The sequence below is a fragment of the Saccharopolyspora griseoalba genome, assembly GCF_042665275.1.
Classification (GTDB): domain Bacteria; phylum Actinomycetota; class Actinomycetes; order Mycobacteriales; family Pseudonocardiaceae; genus Saccharopolyspora; species Saccharopolyspora griseoalba.
Genome location: NZ_JBHTCJ010000001.1, coordinates 442,304 through 461,412 on the forward strand (window position 1 = coordinate 442,304; position 19,109 = coordinate 461,412).

Here is a 19,109-nt window from a genome sequence, read left to right on the forward strand (position 1 = left end):
TGATTCAGTCCCGGTTCCCGGCGAGGTCCCGGCGCAGCGCCGCGATCTCCTGGCGCAGCTCGTTGAGCTCCGCGCGGAGCAGGTCGTTCTCGCCTTCGAGCAGGCGGGCGTCGGTGCTGGACTGCTCCAGCTGGCGCTCGATGCCGCCGAAGCGCTCGACGAACCAGGACGCGATGGAGCCGGTGACCACACCGAGCATGGCGATGCCGGCGATCATCAGGCCTGCGGCGATGAACTTGCCGCGGTCGGTGACCGGGGAGTAGTCGCCGTAGCCGACGGTGGTGATCGTGGTCATCGTCCACCACAGGGCGTCGCCGAAGGTGGTGATCGATGCGTCGGGGGATCTGCGCTCGACCTCCAGCACCGCCAGCGCGGCGGTGAACCCGAGCAGCGCCACCGCGCCCGAGATGTAGAGCACGACGCGACCGCGGACCTGACCCTGGGCCTTGCGGTTGAGCGTCAGCAGGACCATGACCACCCGCAGCACGCGCAGCTGGCGCATCAGCGGCAGCAGCAGGACCAGCAGGTCGAAGAGGTGGCGGACGAAGAACCGGCCGCGGTTGCGCGCGAGCGCCAGCTTGACCAGGTAGTCCAGCCCGAAGGCCGCCCAGGTCACCCACATCCCGGCGACGACCAGCCGGTGCAGCCACCCCGGCATGCCCGGCTGCAGCACCTCCCACGCGTAGAGCGCGAGGAACAGCACCGACAGGGCGACCATCGGCCACTCGGTGCGGCGCTCCCAGCGGTGCAGCCCGGGTTCTTCGACCGCCTCCGGCGGCAGGTCGGCGGCGGCTCCGGGCGCTGCGGCATCACGTCGGTCTTCCACGGCGAACCATCATGCCTGCCGCGCCGCCGCCGCGTGCGGGTTCGGGCCCGGACGACGTGTCCGGAATCACCCGGAGGTCCGGACCCGGCTGGCGGGCCTCGCCAGGTCACGAACCGGCATTGGCTTCTGCTGGCCGGAAACCGATGCTTCCCGGGGGATGCCCGGGTGGTCGCATGATGCGCGCGCCGTCAGCGAACACGGAGCACGAAGAGGTGACCGCGCAATGACAACGGCTTCAGGGCACTCGGCCACGGGACCGGAACCACCGGCCGCGCGATCGTCGGGTTGGGTCGCCGCGCTCAGCTGGGCCGCGGTGGCCCTGGAAGGCTACGACCTGGTGGTGCTCGGCGTCGTGCTGCCCTCCCTGCTGCGCGACCCGAGCTGGGGGCTCGATCCGGGAACCGCGTCGGTGATCTCCTCCGCCGGTCTGGTCGGGGTGATGGTCGGCGCGCTGGGCATCGGGCCGCTGACCGACCGGTACGGCCGCCGCCGGATGATGATCGGCACGGTCACCGCGTTCTCCGCGCTCACGCTGCTGTGCGCGCTGGCGACCGGCCCGGTGGTGTTCGGGTTCCTGCGGTTCGCGGCCGGGCTTGGCCTCGGCGGGGTGCTGCCGGTGGCCATCGCGATGGTCAACGAGGCCAAGCAGAACAGGGGCGGCAGCGCGACGACCACCCTGATGACCGGGTACCACGTGGGTGCGGTGCTGACCGCGCTGCTGGGGATCGTGGTGATCCCGGCGCTGAGCTGGCGCGCGATGTTCGTCATCGGCGCGCTGCCCGCCCTGGTGCTGGTGCCGTTGCTGGCCAAGCGGCTGCCGGAGTCGATGCCGCCCACCGCCGAGGAGCGCGCCCGGCGCGGCAACCCGATGACCGCGCTGGTGCGCGGCGGTTACCTGCGCTCGTCCCTGGCGTTCTGGGGCACCTCGTTCATGGGGCTGCTGCTGGTGTACGGGCTCAACACCTGGCTGCCCGAGATCATGCGCGAGGCCGGCTACGAGCTGGGTGCCGCGCTGGCGCTGCTGCTGACCCTCAACGTCGGCGCGGTGCTGGGGCTGCTGCTGGCGGGCCGGGTGTCCGACCGCATCGGGGTGCGCACCTGCGTGCTGGTCTGGTTCACCGCCGCGGCGGTCTTCCTGGCGCTGCTGAGCGTGAAGCTGCCCGGAGTCGGGGTGTACCTGACCGTGCTGCTGGCCGGGGTGTTCGTGTTCAGCAGCCAGGTCGTGGTCTACGCCTACGTCAGCCACCACTACCCGGCCGAGGTCAGGGCCACCGCGCTCGGGGCTTCCAGCGGGATCGGGCGGCTGGGCGCCATCTGCGGCCCGCTGGTCGGAGGTGCGCTGCTCAGCGCAGGCCTGGCCTACCCGTGGGGCTTCTACGCCTTCGCCGCCGTGGCGATCGTCGCGCTGATCGCGGTCACCTTCGTCAGCCGCGACGTCGAGCCCGCGACCTGACGCGGCCCGGGCCCCGGCGCGCCATCACCGGGGCCCGGGGGCGGCGCGGACGAGGTCGGCGCGCTGGAAGCCGTCGCGGGCGCGCAGGTCGACGTAGCGCACGAAGTACATCGCGGCCGTCAGCGGCAGCGAGACCGCGTCGCCCAGGGTCGCGTTGAGCGCTGCGCCGAGCCAGGCGGGCAGCGCGGTCAGATCGGCGGTGCGCCAGAGCACGTCCATCGCCGCCGCGACGAACTCGGAAGCCACCAGGACCAGCAGCACCGTGCCGAAGGTGGGCAGCACGCGCTTGACCGCGAGCGACAGCGTGCGGCGGAAGGCGCGCACCGCCGAGCACCCCTCGAGGACCACGGGAACGGTGGCCACCAGCGCCACGATCGCCGCGGTCATCGCGGCCAGCGCGCCGAACAGCAGGACCACCAGGAGCACGCCGATCGCGATCGGCCGGAGGCCGTCGGGGCGGAGGTTGTCGGCCAGCGGACCGAACAGCAGCCGCCACAGCGCGACCGGAGCCAGCAGCGAGATCACCGGCAGCGCCGCGGAGAACGCGATGAGCGCGCCCAGCGGTCGGGCGCGGGCGGCGATCTCGCGCAGCGCGGTGCGGATGCCGATGGGCGTGCGCGCGCTCGCCGCGGTCAGCCCCGCGGTGGCCGCGGCGGTGATCAGCAGCAGCGGCGGAGCGGAGAGGGCCCCGCGGTAGACGTGCGCGGCCACCGAGCCGAGCAGCGAGCCGGGCACCCCCAGCAGCTCGACCAGCGTCAACGACTCGGCGCAGGACCCGAGGTGGCAGGTCAGCGACCACGACGCGAGCTGGAAGGGCGCGACCACCAGCAGCGCCAGCGGGACGAGCCACCAGCAGCGGGCCAGCAGGACCGGACCGCCCAGCAGCGGCCCGCGCACGCCGAGCACGGGGCGGAGGGGATGCGAAGCCACGCACCGAGTCTGGCAGTCGAGATCGTCGCGCCGGGCCGGAACTCGGCGCAATTCCACGCGAATCGGCCGCCGACCCGGGCAGCGAGGTCCCGCTGCCCGGGCGGGCGGCCGCGGCGCGTTCCGCGATCAGATGCCGTGGGCCTGCTTGCGGGCGGCGGCGTAGGCGGCTCGAACGGCCTCCCCGCCGCGGTCCTCGCCCGCGGTGCGGCGGGTGCCCGCGACCTCCCAGTCCGGCGGACCTGCAGCGCCGGAGAGCGCCCAGGCGGCCTGCTTCGCCGCGCCGATGGCTACGTACTCGGCGGGTTCCGGCACGTCCACGTCCACGCCGAACAGGCCCGGCGCGATGGCCTGCACCGCTTCGGAGCGGGCCGCACCGCCGATGAGCAGCACGCGGCGCACCTCGGCACCGGTGTCGCGCAAGGCGTCGATCGCGTCGGCCATCCCGCAGAGCATGCCCTCGACCGCCGCGCGGGCCAGGTTCTGCGGCGTCATGTTCGCGCCGGTCAGCCCGGCGAGCGTGCCCGTGGCGCCCGGGAGGTTCGGCGTGCGCTCGCCCTCCAGGTAGGGGAGCAGGCTCAGTCCGCCCGCGCCGGGCTCGGCCGCGAGCGCGAGCCGGGACAGCCCTTCGAGGTCGGTGTCGAGCAGCTGCGCGGTGGAGCTCAGCACCCGCGCGGCGTTGAGCGTGCACACCAGCGGCAGGTAGCGGCCGGTGGCGTCGCAGAAGCCGGCGACGGTCCCGGTCGGGTCGGCGCTGGGCTGCTCGGCGGGTGCGAACACCGCACCCGAAGTGCCCAGCGAGACGGCGACATCACCCGGTTTGAGGCCCAAACCCAGTGCGGCGGCCATGTTGTCGCCGGTTCCCGCGCCGATGGCCGCGCCCTCGATCTCGGGCAGCGTCGCCCGCGCGGCCACGGCGTCGGGCGCCAGCACCTCCGGCAGCTCCGGGCTGCGGCCACCCATCGCCTCGGTGAGCAGCTCCGGCAGCCACTCGCCGGTCGTGGGGGAGTAGTACCCGGTGCCCGAGGCGTCGCCGCGGTCGGTCCAGGTCCGCGCGGGACGTCCGGCCAGCTGCCAGCTCACCCAGTCGTGCGGCAGCAGCACCCGCCGCACCCGGTCGGCGTTGCGCGGCTCGCGCTGGGCGAGCCAGGCGAGCTTGGTGATGGTGAAGCTGGCGACCGGGACCAGCCCGGTCCGAGAAGCCAGCGCCCCGGCGCCGTGCCGCTCGACGAGCTGCTCGGCCTGCGGAGCCGAGCGCGTGTCGTTCCACAGCAGGGCGTCGCGGACCGGCTCCCCGGCGGAATCCAGCGCGACCATGCCGTGCTGCTGGCCGCCGACGGAGACCGCTTCGACGCGGCCGGGCGCCCGCTCGGCCGCCTCGGCGATGGCGCCGCGCGCCGCCTCCCACCAGGCGGCCGGGTTCACCTCGGTGCCGTCGGGGTGCGAGGCCTTGGCCTCGGCGACCACCGCGCCGTCGTCGGCGTCGACCACCAGCGCCTTGGTGGACTGGGTCGACGAGTCGATGCCTAGCACCAGCATTGCGGATCATCCTTCACGCTCGCGGCCCGGGCGGCTGCGCGCAGCCGCCCGGGCCGGGGTTTTGCGGCGTGCCAACGCCGATTCCGTCGTGGCCGATCCCGATTGTGCTCGATCGGGGCCGGTCGTGGGAAAGGCTCAGGCAACACCCAGCAGGTGGTCCATGGCCAGCTGGTCGAGGCGCTCGAAGTGCATGCCGCGCGCGGCGGCGGTCTCGACGTCGAAGTCGGTGTCGCCGAGCAGGTCGGCCACCGACTCGCCCGCTCCCAGGGTCGGGGTGGTCAGCTCGTCGACCCGCGAGGCCCGCAGGGCCTCCTGGACGCGCGGGTCGGCGCGGAAGGCCGCGGCGCGCTCCTTGAGGATCAGGTAGTTGCGCATGCAGCCGGCGGCCGACGCCCACACGCCCTCGTAGTCCTCGGTGCGCGGCGGCTTGAAGTCGAAGTGCCGCGGCCCCTGGTAGCCGGCCGTCTCCAGCAGGTCCACCAGGAAGAACGCGTTGCGCACGTCGCCGGCGCCGAAGCGCAGGTCCTGGTCGTACTTGATGCTGCTCTGGCCGTTGAGGTCGATGTGGAACAGCTTGCCCGCCCACAGCGCCTGGGCGATGCCGTGCGCGAAGTTCAGCCCGGCCATCTGCTCGTGGCCCACCTCGGGGTTCACGCCGACGATGTCGGAGTGCTCGAGCTCGTTGATGAACGACAGCGCGTGGCCCACGGTCGGGAGCAGGATGTCGCCGCGGGGCTCGTTCGGCTTGGGCTCCAGGGCCAGCTTCAGGTCGTAGCCGCGCTCCTTGACGAAGGCCGCGACCGCGTCGATGCCCTCGCGGTAGCGGTCCAGCGCCGCCCGGACGTCCTTGGCAGCACCGGATTCGGCGCCCTCGCGGCCGCCCCAGGCCACGAAGGTCTTCGCGCCCAGCTCGGCCGCCAGCTCGACGTTGCGCAGCACCTTGCGCAGCGCGAACCGGCGCACGTCGCGGTCGTTGGCGGTCAGCGCGCCGTCCTTGAACACCGGGTGGGCGAACAGGTTGGTGGTCACCATCGGCACGGTCATGCCGGTCTCGTCGAGCGCACCGCGGAAGCGGTTGACGATCGACTCGCGCTCGGCCGCGCTGGAGCCGAACGGGATGAGGTCGTCGTCGTGGAAGGTGACGCCCCAGGCACCGAGGTCGGAGAGCCGCTTGACGGCCTCCACCGGGTCGAGCGGGCTGCGGGTGGCCTCGCCGAACGGGTCGCGGCCCAGCCAGCCCACGGTCCACAGGCCGAAGGAGAACTTGTCCTCGCGCTTCGGGGTGAAGTCGGTCATGACTTTCCTTTCACATCGTCGTGCTGCAGACGGCTCGGCGCGGAGCGCCGAAAGTTCAGCCGGCGGCGGTGTCCCCGCCGGAGGGGATGCGGAGCGGGTCGGTGAAGACCTCCTCGACCACGATGCTGGCCGCGCCGCGCACCGCCGCGGAGAAGCCGAAGGAGGAGGCGGTGATCCGGCAGGTCGCGGCCTCGCCCGCCACGGCGCGCTCGCGCAGCTGCCGCATCGCCGAGGGCACCAGGTAGGGCGCGACGGTTCCGAGGTACCCGCCGAGCACGACCGCTTCCGGGTTGAGCAGGTTGACCAGCATCGACACCCCGATGCCCAGCCACCGGCCGATCTCGTCGAACCCGGCGAGCGCCTCCGGCCCGCCGGCCTCGGCGCGAGCTCGCAGGGCGTGGGCCTGGTCCTGCGGATCCGCACCCGCGGCGACGAGATCCGGCGCGGCCGCGTCGAGCACCGCGGGCAGGCCGATCTTGGTCTCCAGGCAGCCCCGCCGACCGCACCCGCACGGCTGGCCGTCCAGATCGACCGGGATGTGCCCGATCTCGCCGGAGAACCCGCCCGCACCGCGCAGCAGCCGTCCGCCGGTGATCAGCCCGGCGCCGACGCCGACCTCGCCGGTCAGGTAGACCAGATCGTCGGCGGGCTCGGGCATGGCGTGCAGCTCGGCCAGAGCGGACAGGTTGGCCTCGTTGTCGACCACGATCGGCACCTCGCCGCCCAGCCGCTCGCGCAGCGCGTCGGCGACGGCCACCCCGCGCCACTCCAGGTTCGGCGCGTAGCGCACGCGGCCGGTCCCGGCGTCGACCAGACCGGGGACCGCGACGGCGACCCCGGCCAGGAACGCCCGCGGGCTGCCCTGGTCGGCGAGCTCGGCAATGGCCTCGCTGGCCAGCTCGGCCAGCCGGTCGAGGGTGGCCTCCGGCGGCAGGTTCATCGCGTCGAAGCCCAGGCGACGCTCCACGATCACCCGGCCCGCCAGGTCGGTGCCGCGCGCGGCCAGGTACTTGGAGTTGATCTCCAGGCCGAGCGCGCTGATGCCGCCGCCGTCGAGTTCGAGGGAACGCCCGGGGCGACCGACCGCGCCCTCCCGGCGCAGCCCGGTCTCGCGGAGCAGTCCGCGCTCGATGAGCTCGCCGGCCAGGCTGGACACGGTGGCCTTGGTGAGCTTGCTGCGCGCGGCGATCTCGGCCCGGGAGACGACCTCGCCGCGGCGCACCTCGTCGAGCACCCGCGCGAGGTTGGCCCGCCGCACGGCCGTCTGGTCGACGCCCGACGCCCCGCCGAGCCGACCCGCCTCCCCGCTGCTGCGATCGCTCACCAACACCTCCAATAAGTTCACCGGGTAAACTAATATCCACGAGAACGGGACGCAAGGGCCCGGACAGTTTGGCCGGAAACCGCACGTCCCAGGGACGTGCGGTTTCCGGCCAAACTGTCCGGGCGCCGCACGCGTGCGGCAGGTCTCGCGCGTTAGTTCATCCGGTGAACTAAGTGCGCGGGTGGTGCGGCAAGGCGGATAGCGGCCATTCGCGCACCCGATGCGCCGTTGTCCCGTGCCCGTTCGCGGCGGCAACATCTCCCCGACGAGAGGGGGAGCATGCGGCGCTCAGCGGAGATCCGACCGATCCAGGTCGGCTGCCGGGGTCTCGCCCGGCAGCTGGTCCTCCACCGGGAGCTGCTCGGCTTCGAGCCGGTGCGGCGCCCGCCGCGGGTCGGCGCGGCGAACCTGCGATTGGCCGCCGACGGGGTGGGCGCCGGCCCGCTCGGGCCGGCGCGGACGGTGGTGAGCGCCCGGTGAGCTCGCCGCTGACGCGCCGCCCGCTCGGCGGCACCGGGCTGGAGGTGACCCCGTTGTGCGCGGGAGCCGCGCCGCTGGGCAGCATGCCGCAGGAGTTCGGCTACGAAACCCCGGTCGAGCGGGGGATCGCCACGGTCCGCGCCGCGTTCGACAGCGGGATCAACTTCCTGGACACCGCCAACATCTACGGCGCGGGGGAGAGCGAACGCCGCATCGGCGCCGCGCTGTCCGAGATCGGTGGCGCGCCCGAGGGATTCGTGCTGGCGACCAAAGTGGACCGGGATGCCGACTCCGGGGACTTCTCCGGGGACCGGATGCGGCGGTCGGCCGAGGAGAGCCTGCAGCGCCTCGGCGTGGACCGGGTTCCGCTGCTGCACCTGCACGACCCGGAGCACATCTCCCTCGCCGAGGCGATGGCGCCGGGCGGTCCGGTGGAGGCGCTGCTCCGGCTGCGCGACGAAGGGGTGGCCGAGCACGTCGGACTGGCGGGCGGGCCGGTAGGGATGATGGCCGAGCTCCTGCGCGAGGCGCCCTTCGAGGTCCTCGTCACGCACAACCGCTGGACCCTGCTGGACCGCAGCGCCGACGGTCTCATCGACGAAGCCGTGGACCGCGGCGTGGCGGTGCTCAACGCCGCGGTCTTCGGCGGCGGCCTGCTCGCCCGAGAACCGGGCGCCTCGACTCGCTACGCCTACCGCGAAGCCGACGCGGAGGTCCTGGACGCGGCGCGCCGGATGCACGACGCCTGCGAGCGCTACGGGGTTCGGCTTCCCGCAGCGGCCTTGCAGTTCTCGGTGCGCGATCCGCGGATCACCTCGACCGTCGTGGGAACTTCCCGGCCGGAGCGGATCGCCGAGACGATCCGGCTGGCCGAGCAGCACGTCCCGGAGGAGCTCTGGGCGGAGCTGCTGGCGCTGGCCGCACCACCGGAGCGCTGGCAGTGGTGACGACACACCGAAAGGAAGCGAATGGGCGAGTCAAGGCGATTCCCGAGCGGTTTCGCGTGGGGCGTGGCCACGGCGAGCTATCAGATCGAAGGCGGTGTTGGCGAAGGCGGTCGCGGTGAGTCCATCTGGGACCGCTTCTCGCACACCGAGGGGAACGTGCTCGCAGGGCAGACCGGGGACGTGGCCTGCGACCACTTCCACCGCTATCCCGAAGACGTGGCCCTGATGGCCGATCTCGGCGTGACCCACTACCGGTTCTCGCTGGCCTGGCCGCGACTGCAACCCGACGGCACCGGAGGGCTCAACCCCCGTGGAGCGGACTTCTACTCGAAGCTGGTCGACGAATTGCTGGAGGCGGGCATCACGCCGTGGGTGACGCTCTACCACTGGGACCTGCCGCAGGCCCTGGAGGACCGGGGCGGCTGGCCGGAGCGCGACACCGCCCACCGCTTCGCCGACTACGCCGAGAAGGCCCACGCCGCGCTGTCCGACCGGGTGCGGCACTGGACCACGCTCAACGAGCCCTGGTGCTCGGCCTTCCTGGGCTACGCCGAAGGACGGCACGCGCCGGGGCGGCAGGACCACCCGGCCGCGCTGCGCGCCGCGCACCACCTGATGCTCGGACACGGCCAGGCCGTCGCCGCGATGCGGGAGGGCGACCCGGACGCCGAGTTCGGCATCACGCTCAACCTGTTCCCGGTCGACCCCGGGACCGACGGCGACGCCGACGCCGACCTGGCGCGGCGCATCGACGCCCTGATGAACCGGCAGTGGCTCGACCCGCTGCTGCGCGGTCAGTACCCGGCGGACCTGATCGACGACCTGGCCCCGGTCAGCGACCTCGACCACCTCCTCGACGGCGACCTCAAGACGATCAACCAGCCGCTGGACTTCCTCGGCGTCAACTACTACTTCCGGCACGTGGTCTCGGTCGGCGAGCAGCCGCGCGGGTGGCGCGCGGGCGACCCGCCGAGTCCCTGGCCGGGCAGCAGCGACATGACCCCGGTCAGCCGCGGCCTGCCGACCACCGCGATGGGCTGGGAGGTCGACCCGGACGGGCTGGGCGAGGTGCTGCGCAGGCTGCACCGGGAGTACGGCCCGCTGCCGCTGTACATCACCGAGAACGGCATCGCCTGCCCGGACGAGGTCGGCGAGGACGGCGCGGTGCACGACGCCGACCGGGTGGACTACCTGCGGCAGCACTTCCGGATCGCGCACCAGGCCATCGCCGACGGCGTCGACCTGCGCGGGTACTTCGTGTGGTCGCTGCTGGACAACTTCGAGTGGGCGCTCGGCTACTCCAAGCGCTTCGGCATCGTGCACTGCGACTACGACACCCAGCGGCGCACGGTGAAGGACAGCGGGCACTGGTTCCGCCGCTCCGCCGCCGCGAACGCCGTCGAGATCTGACGCGCACGGCGAGAGCGCTCCCAGGACGTGCTCCGCGGTGCTCCCGGACGCACCGCGGAGCACGTGCTGGCGCGCCCGTCTGGGAAGATGTCCGAAATGCGTGGTGTTCGGCGCCGGGTTGGGCCGCTCAGGTGACTTCGGGCAACCGGAGATCCGGGCAGCAGCGTCCTTGCCACTGGAACCTGAAGCTTCGACGGGGGAAAACGTGGGGATCGAGCAGGGGATGCAGCTGATGACCGAGGCTCCGCAGATCCGCTTCCTGGAGGTCGGATGCCGGAACCTCTCCAGATCGCTGGACTTCTACCAGGGGCTGCTCGGCTTCCCGCCGGTCGGCGAGGAACCGGGGACGTGCTGGCTGGACGCGGGAGCGGCGCGGCTCAAGCTCGTCGAGGTCGCGGACGGCGATCTCGGCGGCTGGGTCGAGGACGACCTGCAGTGCGGCATGCGGCACTTCGGCATGCGCGTGGGCGACGTGGACCTGCAGGCCGCGCGGTTGGCGGAAGCCGGCGTCTCGTTCACCGAGGGACCCCGCTCGGCGCACGGCGGCGTGCGGATCGCGTTCTTCACCGACCCGGACGGAACGCTGCTGGAGTTCGTGTCCGGCACCGTCGCCCACGACAAGCTCTGGTCGCCCGAGCTGGCCGAACGCGACCGCGTCGCCGGCGAAGCGCTGCTGCCCGAGGCGGGGCCGACCTTCGACCACGTCGCGATCACGGTGCCCGATCTCGACGCCGCCCTGGAGTTCTACGTCCGCACGATGGGCGCCGCGGTCATCGGCCAGCTGCTCTACGAGGACGATCCGCGCGGCCTGGTCATCACCAACCTGCGCTTGGGGTCGGCGACCCTCGAGATCCTCACCTTCACCCGCGAGACCGCCGCCAACCCGTGGAACGCGGGCCAGGCCCGGCTCGGCCTGCGCACGCTCGGCTTCACCGTCGCCGAGCACCGATCGGCGGTGGAAGCCCTCACGCGGGCGGGCGCGGGCGCGGTGATGCGCCCGAGCCCGGACCCGCTGCTGATCGACCCGGACGGGCTCCCGCTCACCGTTACGACGCGGTGATCGGGAAGGTCGCGCCGGTGAGCTCTTCGGAGAGCTCCCACAGCCGCTTCGCCGCCGCCGGATCGGCCGCGGCGGCGGAGCGGCCGACCAGCGTCGGGCCGCCGCGCATCTCGCCCGGTCCGGAGGGGCCGGCGTAGCTGTTGCCCGGCAGGTCCTCGGTGGCGGCGAACAGCGTCGGCAGCGCGCCGGCCCGATCGCTCTGGGCGAGGACCCGGTTTCCCACCGCCATCAGCCGGCGCAGCACGGCGTTGCCCGCGCGGCTCTGCAGGTTGGTCGCCGCGTAACCGGGGTGGGCGGCCATCGCCCGCAGCGGCGAACCCGCTGCGGCGAGCTTGCGCTGGAGCTCCAGGGTGAACAGCAGGTTCGCCAGCTTGGACTGGCCGTAGGCGCGCTGCGGGTCGTAGGCGCCCTCGAAGTTCGGGTTGTCCCAGTTGATTCCGCGCACGTTGCGGTGCAGTGCGGAGGAGACGGTCACGACGCGGTCGGTGATGTGCGGCAGCAGCAGGTTGGTGAGCGCGAAGTGCCCGAGGTGGTTGGTGCCGAACTGGAGCTCGAATCCGTCGGCGGTGCGGCCCTCCGGCGGGAACATCACGCCCGCGTTGTTGACCAGCACCGCGAGCTCGCCCGACCAGGAATCGGCGAAGGTGCGCACCGAGGACAGATCGGTGAGGTCGAGCTCGCGCACCTCCGGGTCACCGGGAACCGATGCGGCGGCCCGGTCGCCCTTGTGCTGGTTGCGCACCGCCAGCACGACGTGCGCGCCAGCGCGGCCCAGGGCCTGCGCGGTGCGCAGGCCGAGCCCGCTGTTGGCGCCCGTGATGAGCACGGTCCGCCCGCTCATGTCGGGTACTCGGTGGATGTCCCATCGCGTCATGCCCCAACTGTAGTCACCCGCCTCGCCGGGCCTCGGAAGTCGGGAGCGCGGGTGTCCCCGGCCGCGCGGCCGGGGACACCCGCCCCGCTCAGCAGGGATCGACGGCGCGGGTGTCGAAACCCCTGGTGTCGTCGTCGAACTCGGGCGCGGTGGAGGTGTACTGCTCGATCCACGGCCCGTCCGAGTTGGCGGGGGCGGGACCCCAGAACCCGGCGACCGTGCCGGTGTACTGGTTGTTGATCCAGGACTTGATCTGCCACGGCGCGGCCACCGCGTCGGTGCACTCGTAGTACTTGAACATCTCCCCGGTGCCTGCCGGCCCGGAGAAGACGCACAGGTAGCCGTCGCCGCAGGCCTCCCGCATGGCCTTGAAGGTCGGGTCCTCCTGGACGGAGGCGGCCGAGGCCGATCCGACGGCGGTGGCGGCCAGCAGCAGGCCCCCCGCTGCGACTGCGGCCGTCCGCGCGACCTTGCTCCGAATGGACATCGATTTCCTCCCAGCATCGCGGGCACGCGCGTCTCGCGCGGTGCCGCACTGAACTCGCGCACCGGTGTTGTGCTCAGGGCCCCCCAGCGGCCCGGTCGTCCGGGCCGTGTGCATCGCGACACCCCGTTCACGTCGCCTGCCCGCTCAGGGTTGCCCCGATTCCGGAGAAAGATGCGGTGGAATCGCGAAGGCACTCGCACGAGTTGCCCCGGTGATGCGCCGATGACGTGCGGTAGCAGCCGAAATTGGCGGCCGGTCACCTGCCGAGCGGGCGAGCAGCTGCGGGACAACGGAGTTCGCTCCGAAGGGTGAGGCGGCGCGTCGAACGCGGGGTCAGTGCACCAGCGCTTCACCGGAGCGGGGCTCGGTTCCGATGGGGAAGCGGGGCGGGGGCACGGCCAGGAGCGCCTCGCGCACCGCCTCGGTGGCCGCCGAGCGCGGCTGGTCGGCGTGCCACCACAGGGCGACCACTCGTTCGTTGCCCGCGTCGGAGACCGGGACCAGGCGCACCCCGTCCAGGTCGGCCGTGGTCATCGCCAGCGCGTTCGCCATGCCCGCGCCGAGCCCGTGCCGGACCAGCGAGACCATCGTCTGCGGCTGCGTCGCCCGGAACCCGACCGCGGGGTGCAGCCCGGCGCCCGCGAAGGCCAGGTGCGGTTCGGTCTGGTTCCAGCTCTCCTGGGACGTCTCACCCATGATCACCAGCGGTTCCTCGGCGAGCTGGCGGAGCCGCACGGAGCCCGCGCCGGCCAGCGGGTGCGCCTCCGGCAGCACCGCGACCAGCGGTTCGCGCCACAGCACCGTGCTGGCGAAGCCGCTGGCCCGCACCACCGGCAGGGTGTGCCGCACCAGCAGGTCGATCTCCCCGTGCTGCAGCGCTTTCTCGAGGCTGCGCGCGTCGGACTCGTGCAGCACCACTGACACGTCCGGGTGGCTGCGCCGCAGCCGCAGCACCGCGCGCGGGAACAGGTAGGCGGCCGCGCTGGGGTAGAGGCCCACCCGCACCTCGCCGCACGCGGGCCCGGAAGCCGACGACAGGTCCGAGAGCGCCTCCAGGCGGCGCAGGATCTCGTCGCAATGCCGTTGCAGCAGGCGGCCTTCCGGGGTGAGCTGCGGCGGGTGCGCGGAGCGGTCGAACAGCTGGGCGCCGATCGCCTGCTCCAGCTCGGCCACGTGCGTGCTCACCCGCGACTGCGAGCGGTAGAGCGCCTTGGCCGCGGCGGAGAAGCCGCCGTGCCGGATCACCGCGGCGAAGCTGACCAGCCAGTCGACGCGGTACCTGTTCGCGTCCTTGAGCTGCACGCACACCTCCCCGGCGAACCGCCTTCACTCGTCCGCATGAAGGAAAGGATCCGACCGGATCAACCTAGCACGCCGAACGCCCAGCTCAGACGGACAAAACCGGCGCGCCTGCGGGCGGCGCGGGTTCGTCGAAGCGGTTCGAGGCGCGGATCGCGGCGAGTGCCGAGCGGCCCCGCGCGAACAGCAGGTCCAGCGCGGAAAGCCCGGCGAGGAACGCGCCGTGCGGTTGCTCGTAGGTCGGGTGCTCGAAGCGCTGGACCCGCACCGCGAGCCCCGCTTCCCGGAAGGACAGCCAGTCGACCGGGTAGGTGCCCCGCTGCTGGTCAGGTGCACGGCCCTCCACACGGCGCGAACCAGCTCGACCAAGCGCTCCTGTCGCTCCCCGGAATGCGGGAGCTCCGGCGCCGGGCGGTCGCCGATCAACCCCGCTGTCGGCGACCGGCCTCGGGTGCGCGTGGCGACGGGCGCGATGCGGTGCCTGGCCAGCCAGGCGTTCACCGAACCGACGGGAATTCCGAGGTAGGCGGCGATGTCGTGGCGGTCCCGCCGCTGTGCGCCCGTGGGGGCTCCTCGCGGGTGACCGGCAGCTGCTGCGGACGAGATCGCCCACCGACGACGGCGACCGGCGTCGACACCGCGATTGTGCGCCGCGCACCGCAACCCGACCCCGAGCCCTAGGTCCCGGTGCGGTGGGCTGCGGGTCTTTGTGCCCTATTTCGCAGCACCACGGTGGTGCAGTGTGGACAACACGTTCGGACGGCGCGCCCCGCACGCCGGCGAACACCCCGTCCGGTGCAGCTGCCGGAACCCGCAGGGCGGATCTTGCGAATCCACCAACACCAGGCGCGATCTGAGCGCGCAGCGATCTCGCATCGAGGAGTCGTTCGCGATGAGCACTGCGAAACTCCGTGGAAAACCCTTCAATTCGGCATCCGAGGCACGACCCGTCGAGCGGCGGCGGTGCGATCCCGCCAGCGCCGCGGTCATCGGCCTCGGCTACGTCGGCCTGCCGACCGCGCTTTCGCTCGCCGCCGCCGGCATCCCCGTGACCGGTGCGGACACCGACGAGTCCCGCCTGCTGGCGATCAATTCGCAGCAGGTCGACCTCTCGGAAACCGACCGCGCGCGCTCGACCGAGCACTCGCGGCAGGCCTGCTGTTCCTGACCACCAACGCGGCTGCGACCGGCGGAGCCGAGGTCGTGCTGATATCGGTGCCGACCCCGGTCGACGCGCACCTCGTGCCCGAGGTGCGCGCGCTGACCGCGGTGTGCGCGTCGGCGGTGGCCAACTCCCGTCGCGGGCAGACGATCGTGCTGACCTCGACCACGTACGTGGGATGCACCCGCGACCTGCTGGACCAGCCGCTGCGGCGGCGCGGCTGGGAGGTCGGGCGCGAGGTGCTCGTGGCCTACAGCCCCGAGCGGATCGACCCCGGGTCCGCGCGGCACGATCCGCGCGGCACGCCGCGGGTGGTCGGGGGCGTGACGCCCGAGGGCGCCCGCCGCGCCGCGGCCGCGCTGGCGCGCACCGCTGCGGAGACCCATGCCGTGTCCTCCCCGGAGGCCGCCGAGATGACCAAGCTGCTGGAGAACGCCTTCCGGGCGGTCAACATCGCGGTGATCAACGAGTTGGCCGACGCGGGCCGTTCGCTGGGGATTGACCCGATGGAGATCGTCGAGGCGGCGTCGACCGAGCCCTACGGGTTCATGACCTTCCGGCCGGGCGCGGGAGTCGGGGGCCACTGCATCCCCTGCGACACGCACTACTTGCTCTGGCAGCCGCGGGCCCAGCGCCAACCCGCACCGCTGATGGACGTCGCGATGGGGGCGATCGCGACCCGGCCGCGGATGGTCGTCGAGCGGGCCCGTCAGCTGCTCGCCGACGGCGGCAAACCGCTCTCGGGAGCTCGAGTGCTGGTGCTCGGCGTCGCCCACAAACCGGGCGTCGCCGACGTCCGCGAATCCCCGGCGCCGGAGATCCTGGCGGAACTGGCGGCCCGCAGCGCCCAGGTGCACTACGCCGACCCGCGGGTGCCCTCCCTCGAGCTGGGTGAGTTCGAGCTGGTGTCCCGGTCGGCCCCCGGCAGCGAGCGGTGGGCCCTGGTCGTCGTGCACACCGTGCACCCGGGCGAAGACGTGGCCTGGTTGCAGGACCAGGAGGCGGTCCTGGACACCACCTACCGGATCGAGTCGCGCCCGGGCTGCACCGGGTTGTAGGCCGCGGCGGCCGACGTCCTGCGATGCGGACGCCGGTCGCCGCTCCGGCGCCGGCCGCGCATCCTGGGGGAGGACTGCCATCTGCCTCGAGGGGGCCCCGATGAGCGTGACCACCGATCCCACCTTCTACCGCAGCCCGGTCGAGGCGATCGCCGCCCCGCCCGAACGGCTGGCCTACCTGGTGGTGTTCGACCGCTCCGGCGCGTCGCCCGATGCGCTGGCCGTGGTCGACACCGATCCGGAATCGGCCGACCACGGGCGCGTCGTCGGCTGGTCCGAGCTGCCGACCAGGGGCGACGAGCTGCACCACTTCGGCTGGAACGCGTGCAGCAGCGCCTTCGCCCACGCCGGGCACCACACCGACGGCCTCCAGCGCCGCTATCTGCTGCTGCCCGGCCTGCGCTCGTCGAACGTGCACGTCTACGACACGCAGCCGGATCCCCGGCAGCCGCGCCTGGTGCGCACCATCGGTGCCGAGGAGCTGGCCGCGAACGCCGGCTACTCCCGCCCGCACACGCTGCACTGCGGGCCGGACGGCATCTACCTGTCCTGCCTGGGCGGGGTCGACGGCGACGAGGGCCCCGGTGGCATCGCCGTGCTCGACCACGACACCTTCGACGTGCTGCGCGCCTGGGAGACCGATCGCGGGCCGCAGCGCCTGGCCTACGACGCCTGGTGGCACCTCAACCAGAACACGCTGATCACCAGCGAGTGGGGCACGCCGTCGATGATCGAGGACGGCGTCGTCCCGGAGCTGCTGCTGGGCAACGAGTACGGGCACGCGCTGCACTTCTGGGACCTGGCCGAGGGCAGGCACGAGCAACGCGTGGACCTCGGCCCGCAGCACCAGATGGTGCTCGAGCTGCGGCCCTCGCACGACCCGAACGCCACGTGGGGCTTCGCCGGCGTGGTGATCAGCACCGAGGACCTGTCGGCCTCCGTGTGGCGCTGGCACCGCGAGGACGGGGAGTGGACCGCCGAGAAGGTGATCAGCATCCCGGCCGAACCGGCCCCGGCCGAGGAGCTGCCGCCCGCGCTGCAGCCGTTCGGCGCGGTCCCGCCGCTGGTCACCGACATCAACCTGTCGGTCGACGACCGCTTCCTGTACGTGTCCTGCTGGGGCACCGGTGAGCTCAAGCAGTACGACGTCTCGGACCCGGCCGACCCGCGCGAGACCGGGTCGGTGCGGCTCGGCGGGATCGTCCGGCGCGCGCCGCACCCCTCGGCACCGGAGGAACCGCTGGCGGGCGGTCCGCAGATGGTCGAGGTCAGCAGGGACGGCAGCCGGGTGTACGTGACCAACTCGCTGTACGGGTCGTGGGACGACCAGTTCTACCCGGACGGGGTGGGGGCGTGGTTCGCCAAGCTCGACGCCGACCAGCGGGGCGGGCTGCGGGTCGACGAGGGCTTCTTCCCCAGCGGCGAGGAGTTCCGCGGCAGGCGGGTGCACCAGGTCCGGCTGCAGGGCGGCGACGCCTCGTCGGACTCCTACTGCCACGCCCGATGATCGTCGGTCTCCGGTGCCAGAATCCGAGCCATGCCACCGGATCCCAAGGACGTGCTGCAACGGTACCTGCGAGCGGCCCGCGTCTCGATGCTGTGGAAGCTCGACGGCGCGAGCGAGCAGGCCGCTGACCCCCACCGGGACGAACCTCCTCGGCATGGTCAAGCACCTCGCCGCCTGCGAGATCGGCTACTTCGGCGCGACCTTCGACCGGCCCTTCCCGGACACCCCGGAGTGGTTGCGCGACCTCGGCGACGACCCGCACGTCGACATGTGGGTCACCGCCGACGAGTCGCATGAGGACGTCGTCGGGCTCGCCGCGCACGCCGACGCCACGATCGGCGGCCTGCCGCTCGAGGGGCGCGGGGTGGTGCCGTGGTGGCCCGAGGAGAAGCGGGAGGTCGCGCTGCACCAGATCCTGGTGCACATGATCGCCGAGACCAACCGGCACGCCGGTCACGCCGACATCCTGCGGGAGTCGCTGGACGGGGCGGTCGGGCTCAACGAGCCGGGCGACAACCTCCCGGAAGGCGGCGCGGACTTCTGGGCCGAGCACCGGGAGCGCGTCGAGCGCACCGCGCAGCTGTTCCGCTGATCGCGCGGACGAGGAGAGCCCCACCGGGGTTCCCCTCGTCCGCGCGAACGGCTCAGCGGCCGCGGGTGTCCGGGCGGGCCGAGGGGGACTTGGAGACGTCGCGGACCTCGTGGCTGCCGTCGGTGCGGCCGATGATCATCTCAGCGGCGATTCCGCCGAACAGACCGTTCTCCACCACGCCGGGGATCCAGTTCAGCTTGCCGTCGATGGCCAGCGGGTCGGTGATCGCCCGCAGGTGCGCGTCGACGATGAAGTTCCCGCTGTCGGTGACCAGCGGCTGGTCGCCCTGCATCCGGCGGGTCAGCTCGACCTCGCCGTAGCCGAGCCCGCCCAGCAGGTCGCCGATGGCGTTGCGGGTGGCCTCCCACTCGAACTGGACCACCTCGATGGGCAGCGGGAAGGCGCCCAGCTGGTCGACGACCTTGCTCTCGTCGACCACGCAGACCATCTTCTCCGAGGTCTCGGCGATGATGCGCTCCCACAGCAGGCAGGCGCCGCCGCCCTTGATCATCACCCCGTCGGCGTCGATCTCGTCCGCGCCGTCGACGGTCAGGTCCAGCCGACCGGCCTCGGCCAGGGTGGTCAGCGGCACGCCGACCTCGACGGCGAGGTCGCGGGTGCCGGTCGAGGTGGGCACGCCCACCACGTCGAGCCCGTTCTCGACGGCCTCACCCAGCGCGCGGACGAACCAGTGCGAGGTGCTGCCCGAGCCAAGGCCGAGCTTCATGCCGTCTTGGATGTAGGCGTCGATCGCGGCGGTGCCGGCGGCCCACTTGGCCCGGTCCTGCTCGTTACTCGGTTGCATCGATCCTGCGACTCCTGTGGAAGATCTACCTGATCACCGGCGGGAACCGGTGGTGCCGTGGGG

Annotated in this window: 19 protein-coding genes; 9 read left to right on the forward strand and 10 right to left on the reverse strand. The window is 72.8% G+C overall.

What is annotated here, in order from left to right; genetic code table 11:
* Nucleotides 1–4 precede the first annotated feature (4 nt).
* Complete coding sequence (locus ACFQRI_RS01990) at nucleotides 5–826, reverse strand: potassium channel family protein (protein WP_380663593.1); 822 nt, start codon at nucleotides 824–826, stop codon at nucleotides 5–7.
* A 223-nt stretch (nucleotides 827–1,049) separates the two neighbouring features.
* Here ACFQRI_RS01990 and ACFQRI_RS01995 point away from each other — a divergent pair, with 223 nt between their 5' ends.
* Nucleotides 1,050–2,279 (forward strand): MFS transporter, encoded by a 1,230-nt coding sequence (locus ACFQRI_RS01995; protein WP_380663597.1) that lies wholly within the window; start codon nucleotides 1,050–1,052, stop codon nucleotides 2,277–2,279.
* 24 nt (nucleotides 2,280–2,303) lie between these two features.
* On the opposite strand, the gene ACFQRI_RS02000 is transcribed toward ACFQRI_RS01995, so the two are convergent.
* From ACFQRI_RS02000 to ACFQRI_RS02015, 4 genes are all read right to left on the reverse strand, one after another.
* On the reverse strand, nucleotides 2,304–3,209 hold the full coding sequence (locus tag ACFQRI_RS02000) for a hypothetical protein (RefSeq protein WP_380663599.1): 906 nt from the start codon (nucleotides 3,207–3,209) through the stop codon (nucleotides 2,304–2,306).
* Between the two features lie 126 nt (nucleotides 3,210–3,335).
* Nucleotides 3,336–4,745, reverse strand: coding sequence for a xylulokinase (gene xylB / locus ACFQRI_RS02005; RefSeq protein WP_380663602.1), 1,410 nt, complete (start codon nucleotides 4,743–4,745; stop codon nucleotides 3,336–3,338).
* Between the two features lie 135 nt (nucleotides 4,746–4,880).
* Nucleotides 4,881–6,041 carry a xylose isomerase gene (xylA, locus tag ACFQRI_RS02010; protein ID WP_380663605.1) on the reverse strand — a complete coding sequence of 387 codons (1,161 nt, stop codon included), beginning with the start codon at nucleotides 6,039–6,041 and terminating at the stop codon, nucleotides 4,881–4,883.
* Nucleotides 6,042–6,096: 55 nt separating this feature from the next.
* Entirely contained in the window at nucleotides 6,097–7,365 is a 1,269-nt protein-coding gene (locus ACFQRI_RS02015) for an ROK family protein (RefSeq protein ID WP_380663608.1), read from the reverse strand.
* 279 nt (nucleotides 7,366–7,644) lie between these two features.
* Here ACFQRI_RS02015 and ACFQRI_RS02020 point away from each other — a divergent pair, with 279 nt between their 5' ends.
* The 4 genes from ACFQRI_RS02020 to ACFQRI_RS02035 all read left to right on the forward strand — a co-directional run bounded on the left by ACFQRI_RS02020 (nucleotide 7,645) and on the right by ACFQRI_RS02035 (nucleotide 11,262).
* Nucleotides 7,645–7,845, forward strand: coding sequence for a hypothetical protein (locus ACFQRI_RS02020; protein ID WP_380663610.1), 201 nt, complete (start codon nucleotides 7,645–7,647; stop codon nucleotides 7,843–7,845).
* Entirely contained in the window at nucleotides 7,842–8,792 is a 951-nt protein-coding gene (locus tag ACFQRI_RS02025) for an aldo/keto reductase (protein ID WP_380663613.1), read from the forward strand. Before ACFQRI_RS02020 ends, ACFQRI_RS02025 begins: the two co-directional genes overlap by 4 nt.
* A 21-nt stretch (nucleotides 8,793–8,813) precedes the next feature.
* Nucleotides 8,814–10,202 carry a GH1 family beta-glucosidase gene (locus tag ACFQRI_RS02030; protein WP_380663616.1) on the forward strand — a complete coding sequence of 463 codons (1,389 nt, stop codon included), beginning with the start codon at nucleotides 8,814–8,816 and terminating at the stop codon, nucleotides 10,200–10,202.
* A 232-nt stretch (nucleotides 10,203–10,434) separates the two neighbouring features.
* Nucleotides 10,435–11,262, forward strand: a complete 828-nt coding sequence (locus ACFQRI_RS02035; protein WP_380663619.1) for a VOC family protein — start codon at nucleotides 10,435–10,437, stop codon at nucleotides 11,260–11,262.
* Here ACFQRI_RS02035 and ACFQRI_RS02040 read toward each other — a convergent pair.
* The 4 genes from ACFQRI_RS02040 to ACFQRI_RS02055 form a co-directional block, all read right to left on the reverse strand.
* Nucleotides 11,249–12,136 carry an oxidoreductase gene (locus ACFQRI_RS02040; RefSeq protein ID WP_380663622.1) on the reverse strand — a complete coding sequence of 296 codons (888 nt, stop codon included), beginning with the start codon at nucleotides 12,134–12,136 and terminating at the stop codon, nucleotides 11,249–11,251. The genes ACFQRI_RS02035 and ACFQRI_RS02040 overlap by 14 nt on opposite strands.
* 88 nt (nucleotides 12,137–12,224) lie before the next feature.
* Nucleotides 12,225–12,623 (reverse strand): peptidase inhibitor family I36 protein, encoded by a 399-nt coding sequence (locus tag ACFQRI_RS02045; RefSeq protein ID WP_380663625.1) that lies wholly within the window; start codon nucleotides 12,621–12,623, stop codon nucleotides 12,225–12,227.
* Between the two features lie 333 nt (nucleotides 12,624–12,956).
* Nucleotides 12,957–13,925, reverse strand: a complete 969-nt coding sequence (locus ACFQRI_RS02050; protein WP_380663628.1) for a LysR family transcriptional regulator — start codon at nucleotides 13,923–13,925, stop codon at nucleotides 12,957–12,959.
* A gap of 85 nt (nucleotides 13,926–14,010) precedes the next feature.
* A complete protein-coding gene (locus tag ACFQRI_RS02055; RefSeq protein WP_380663632.1) occupies nucleotides 14,011–14,268 on the reverse strand; it encodes a WbqC family protein in 258 nt (85 codons plus the stop codon).
* A 396-nt stretch (nucleotides 14,269–14,664) separates the two neighbouring features.
* On the opposite strand from ACFQRI_RS02055, the gene ACFQRI_RS02060 reads away from it, so the two are divergent.
* The 4 genes from ACFQRI_RS02060 to ACFQRI_RS02075 all read left to right on the forward strand — a co-directional run bounded on the left by ACFQRI_RS02060 (nucleotide 14,665) and on the right by ACFQRI_RS02075 (nucleotide 18,241).
* Nucleotides 14,665–15,090, forward strand: a complete 426-nt coding sequence (locus ACFQRI_RS02060; protein ID WP_380663635.1) for a hypothetical protein — start codon at nucleotides 14,665–14,667, stop codon at nucleotides 15,088–15,090.
* Entirely contained in the window at nucleotides 15,087–16,142 is a 1,056-nt protein-coding gene (locus ACFQRI_RS02065; RefSeq protein ID WP_380664567.1) for a nucleotide sugar dehydrogenase, read from the forward strand. Before ACFQRI_RS02060 ends, ACFQRI_RS02065 begins: the two co-directional genes overlap by 4 nt.
* A gap of 100 nt (nucleotides 16,143–16,242) precedes the next feature.
* The gene (locus tag ACFQRI_RS02070) at nucleotides 16,243–17,649 is read left to right on the forward strand and encodes a selenium-binding protein SBP56-related protein (protein ID WP_380663638.1); all 1,407 of its coding nucleotides are present in this window, start codon (nucleotides 16,243–16,245) and stop codon (nucleotides 17,647–17,649) included.
* 13 nt (nucleotides 17,650–17,662) lie between these two features.
* A complete protein-coding gene (locus ACFQRI_RS02075) occupies nucleotides 17,663–18,241 on the forward strand; it encodes a DinB family protein (protein ID WP_380663641.1) in 579 nt (192 codons plus the stop codon).
* Nucleotides 18,242–18,293: 52 nt separating this feature from the next.
* Here ACFQRI_RS02075 and rpiA read toward each other — a convergent pair whose 3' ends face one another.
* Nucleotides 18,294–19,046: a ribose-5-phosphate isomerase RpiA gene (rpiA, locus tag ACFQRI_RS02080; protein WP_380663644.1), complete on the reverse strand. Its 753-nt coding sequence runs from the start codon at nucleotides 19,044–19,046 to the stop codon at nucleotides 18,294–18,296.
* Between the last annotated feature and the right edge of the window lie 63 nt (nucleotides 19,047–19,109).